Consider the following 4163-nt stretch of genomic DNA (forward strand, 5'->3'; position numbering starts at 1 on the left):
GAATCAGGATGCGGGAATAACCTGCGGTTTGTTTCCGCTCAACTCTGTGACCAGATCGTTAATACCGTCACTCATATTGGTAAAGCGCGTCAGCGGAGAACGGGTCACCACGACAAATGCCCCAACGTTTTTCTGCGGAATCATTGCCATATAGGTAATAAAACCACCGCCACCACCGGTTTTTTGAATAATTCCCGGGCGGCCATTCTTCGGTGCCATATACACCCAGCCCAAACCAAGCGCATCGGCTTTGCCCGGAACGTCCATCCCTATCACTTTGGTTAACTGCGTACGCTGATAAATCAGCGTCTGCATACGGTCGGCTTGCTGGCTGCGATGATAAAAATCAGAAGAGAGATACTGTTGCATCCAGCGCATCATATCGCCGGGCGTTGAATAGACACCGCCGCTACCCATTGCCGCCAGGGTATTGTTACAAGGGCTGGCGCCTTTTTCCGCGACCATCAGACGTCTGCATTGATCCGGGGATGGGGTAAAGGTGGTGTCTTTCATTCCCAGCGGTCGGGTGATTTTTTCTTCAAACACCTGCGGATAAGGCTTACCGGCAGCAGTTCCCAACGCGTCGGCCAACAGGTCGAATGCCAGATTTGAATAAGAAGCCTGCGATCCTGGCGCGGCTTTAAGCGTGGCGGTTGAGAGATAGCTCCAGCGTTGTTCGCGGGTTGGCCAGACAAACACCGGGCGATGTGCTGCGCCGCCAGGCTGTTCGCGCGGCAGCGCGCTGGTATGCGTCGCCAGATTCACCAACGTGATTGGCGTTCCCTGATAAGTCGGCACGCGTGCGCCAGGTGGTGCATATTTACTCAAGGGATCGTTGAGTTTAACCGTGCCCTGATCGAGTAATTTCACCAGCACTTCGCTGGTCATTAATTTAGTGATAGAGGCAATGCGAATCACGGAATCCAGTTGTGGATGAACATTATTGCCGGGGCGCGTTTCGCCGAAGCTACGAAATACGCGTTGATTACCATCAATCACCACGAGCGCCATCCCCGTAGCACCACTGCCGTAAAATATATGGTCGGCATAACGATCGACGATATCTGAGGCGAAGACCGGATCGGTTATAGGCTGTGCCGCCTGGACAGATGTCAATGACGCCGCACACAGCGCGGCAGAAAAAAGCAGACTACGTTTCAACGGTGGTGTCCATGAGTTAGAAAAAGTGAAAAAGGATGTCGTGCGTATGCGTATTTATACTACTCAATGGCGTATTGCAAAGCGCTTATCAGCCAATAATAGTGTGAAAAACGTAACGATGAGTAAACGTGAGTGTTTCCCGGATTGTGGATGTTCGCTTTTGTGATCTCACGCTGTGATAATCTGCACATGCTGGAACGTTGTCGAGTGTGAAAACCACAGAAACAATTCTTCATCGCCGTGGGGCGAACTATGTGCCACGGTTTTGGTCACAATTGTCGGTTTCAGCTTGTGTTTTTTGGCGTAAGCCGTCTCGCCGCCGCATTTCCCGGTGGCAAACGCACAGCAGTCGTCATAACGATAAGAAGTTAGCAGGAGAGCACTATGTTTAAGTCTTTTTTCCCAAAGCCGGGACCGTTCTTTATTTCGGCATTTATTTGGGCACTGGTCGCTGTTGTATTCTGGCAAGCAGGTGGGGGAGCCTGGGTGGCGCGCATTACCGGCGCGTCGGGGGATGTACCGATTAGCGCAGCGCGTTTCTGGTCGCTGGATTACCTGATTTTTTATGCTTATTACATTCTTTGCGTTGGGGTGTTCGCGCTGTTCTGGTTTCTCTACAGCCCGCACCGCTGGCAGTATTGGTCCATTCTCGGTACCTCGCTGATAATTTTTGTGACCTGGTTTCTGGTTGAGGTCGGCGTCGCCGTCAACGCCTGGTATGCGCCATTCTACGATCTCATTCAAACCGCGCTCAGCGCACCGCATAAGGTGAAAATTGAGCAGTTCTATAATGAAGTGGGGATCTTTCTCGGCATTGCGCTGATTGCCGTGGTCATTGGCGTGATGAACAATTTCTTCGTCAGTCACTATGTGTTCCGCTGGCGTACCGCGATGAACGAACACTATATGGCGCACTGGCAGCATCTGCGTCATATCGAAGGCGCAGCACAGCGTGTGCAGGAAGACACCATGCGTTTTGCCTCCACGCTGGAAAATATGGGCGTCAGCTTTATCAACGCCATTATGACGCTGATTGCCTTCTTGCCGGTACTGGTTACGCTGTCGGCGCATGTTCCTGATCTGCCGATTATTGGACATGTTCCTTATGGGCTGGTGATTGCCGCGATTGTCTGGTCGCTGATGGGAACCGGCTTGCTGGCGGTAGTCGGGATCAAGCTTCCGGGTCTGGAGTTTAAAAACCAGCGTGTGGAAGCGGCTTACCGTAAAGAACTGGTATACGGTGAAGATGATGCCAGTCGTGCAACGCCGCCGACGGTGCGTGAACTGTTCCATGCGGTGCGGCAAAACTATTTCCGTCTCTATTTTCACTACATGTATTTTAATATCGCCCGTATTCTGTACCTGCAGGTTGATAACGTTTTCGGTTTGTTCCTGCTGTTTCCGTCAATTGTTGCCGGTACGATTACGCTCGGTTTGATGACGCAAATTACCAACGTGTTTGGCCAGGTGCGCGGCTCGTTCCAGTATCTGATTAACTCCTGGACAACCTTAGTTGAACTGATGTCTATCTATAAGCGTCTGCGCAGCTTTGAACGTGAACTTGATGGCCAGGATATTCAGGAAGTTACCCATACGCTTAGCTAACAAAAGGAGATGTTATGTCGACGGTTTCCCGTCTTTACCCCTGGTCCGGACTGGCAGCATTGGTGCTGGTGGGATGTAGTAGCCAACCCGCGCAGCCGTTAAAAAAAGGGGAGAAAGCCGTCGATGTGGCGAGCGTGGTGCGCCAGAAAATGCCCGCCAGCGTGAAAGACCGGGATGCGTGGGCGCAGGATCTGGCGAAGACGTTTGAAAGCCAGAAGCTGGCGCCAACGGTTGAAAACATCTGTTCGGTGCTGGCGGTCGCGCAACAGGAGTCAAACTACCAGGCCGATCCGGCGGTTCCTGGCTTAAGTAAAATCGCCTGGAAAGAGATCGACCGTCGCGCCGAGCGCATGCATATTCCGCTGTTTGTGGTGCACACTGCGCTGAAGATTAACTCCCCAACGGGGAAAAGCTACAGTGAGCGTCTGGATACGGTGAAGACGGAAAAACAGCTTAGTGCCATCTTTGATGATTTCATCAATATGGTACCGATGGGGCAGACGCTGTTTGGTTCACTGAATCCGGTGCATACCGGCGGACCGATGCAGGTCAGCATTGCGTTTGCCGAGCAGCACGCCAGCGGCTATCCATGGAAAATGGCAGGGACGGTCCGTCAGGAAGTGTTCAGCCGACGCGGCGGACTGTGGTTTGGCACTTATCATCTGCTCAATTATCCGGCGAATTACAGTGCGCCCATCTTCCGTTTTGCAGATTTTAATGCCGGCTGGTACGCCAGCCGCAATGCGGCTTTCCAGAATGCAGTCAGTAAAGCCAGCGGAGTGAAGCTGGCGCTGGACGGGGATTTGATTCTCTACGGCAGCAGCGAGCCGGGGAAAACGGAGCTGGCGGTACGCAAGCTGGCCGGGAAGCTGGGGATGAGCGAGAGTGAGATCCACCGGCAACTGCAAAAGGGCGATAGCCTGGCCTTTGAAGAGACTGCGCTGTACGAGAAGGTCTATAAGCTGGCGGAAGCGAAGAGCGGTAAATCGCTACCTCGTGAAATGCTGCCTGGCATTCAGTTGGAAAGCCCGAAGATCACGCGTAATCTGACGACCGCGTGGTTTGCTAAACGCGTGGACGATCGTCGGGCGAAGTGTATGGCTCAGTCATCGTTATGATGACGGCGGCGCCAGCGGATAATTGTCGCGACGGCGCCAAGAATCAGGCTACCGACCAGGAAAGGGATCAGCCCAAACAGGGTACCGACGCCTAAACCAATTTCAACGCGCGGGCGTCCTGTCTCTTGCATTTGCAACTGCATCAACTGCTCATAGATACCGGGTGCGTGGGCCAGCAAATTTAAAATCTGCGCGCCTGCCCAAAAGCAAAACAGCACAAATATGGCATACGCAATGTTGCCGGGCAGGGAGGAGGTATCCCGATGCTTGCCCTTAAAC

Annotated in this window: 4 protein-coding genes; 2 read left to right on the plus strand and 2 right to left on the minus strand. The window is 52.9% G+C overall.

Annotated features, from left to right (window positions below):
- Positions 1-3: 3 nt before the first annotated feature.
- The gene (ampH, locus tag KQJ18_RS22255; protein WP_038638090.1) at positions 4-1161 is read right to left on the minus strand and encodes a D-alanyl-D-alanine-carboxypeptidase/endopeptidase AmpH; all 1158 of its coding nucleotides are present in this window, start codon (positions 1159-1161) and stop codon (positions 4-6) included.
- A 384-nt stretch (positions 1162-1545) separates the two neighbouring features.
- On the opposite strand from ampH, the gene sbmA reads away from it, so the two are divergent.
- Complete coding sequence (gene sbmA, locus KQJ18_RS22260; protein WP_038638093.1) at positions 1546-2766, plus strand: peptide antibiotic transporter SbmA; 1221 nt, start codon at positions 1546-1548, stop codon at positions 2764-2766.
- 14 nt (positions 2767-2780) lie between these two features.
- Entirely contained in the window at positions 2781-3884 is a 1104-nt protein-coding gene (locus KQJ18_RS22265; protein WP_069323930.1) for a DUF1615 domain-containing protein, read from the plus strand.
- Here KQJ18_RS22265 and KQJ18_RS22270 read toward each other — a convergent pair.
- Positions 3869-4163, minus strand: a 295-nt coding sequence (locus KQJ18_RS22270) for a DUF2755 family protein (RefSeq protein WP_216422763.1), incomplete at its 5' end; no start/stop codon positions are given. The genes KQJ18_RS22265 and KQJ18_RS22270 overlap by 16 nt on opposite strands.

The sequence above is a fragment of the Citrobacter sp. S55_ASV_140 genome, from assembly GCF_018919505.1.
GTDB classification, from domain to species: domain Bacteria; phylum Pseudomonadota; class Gammaproteobacteria; order Enterobacterales; family Enterobacteriaceae; genus Citrobacter; species Citrobacter werkmanii.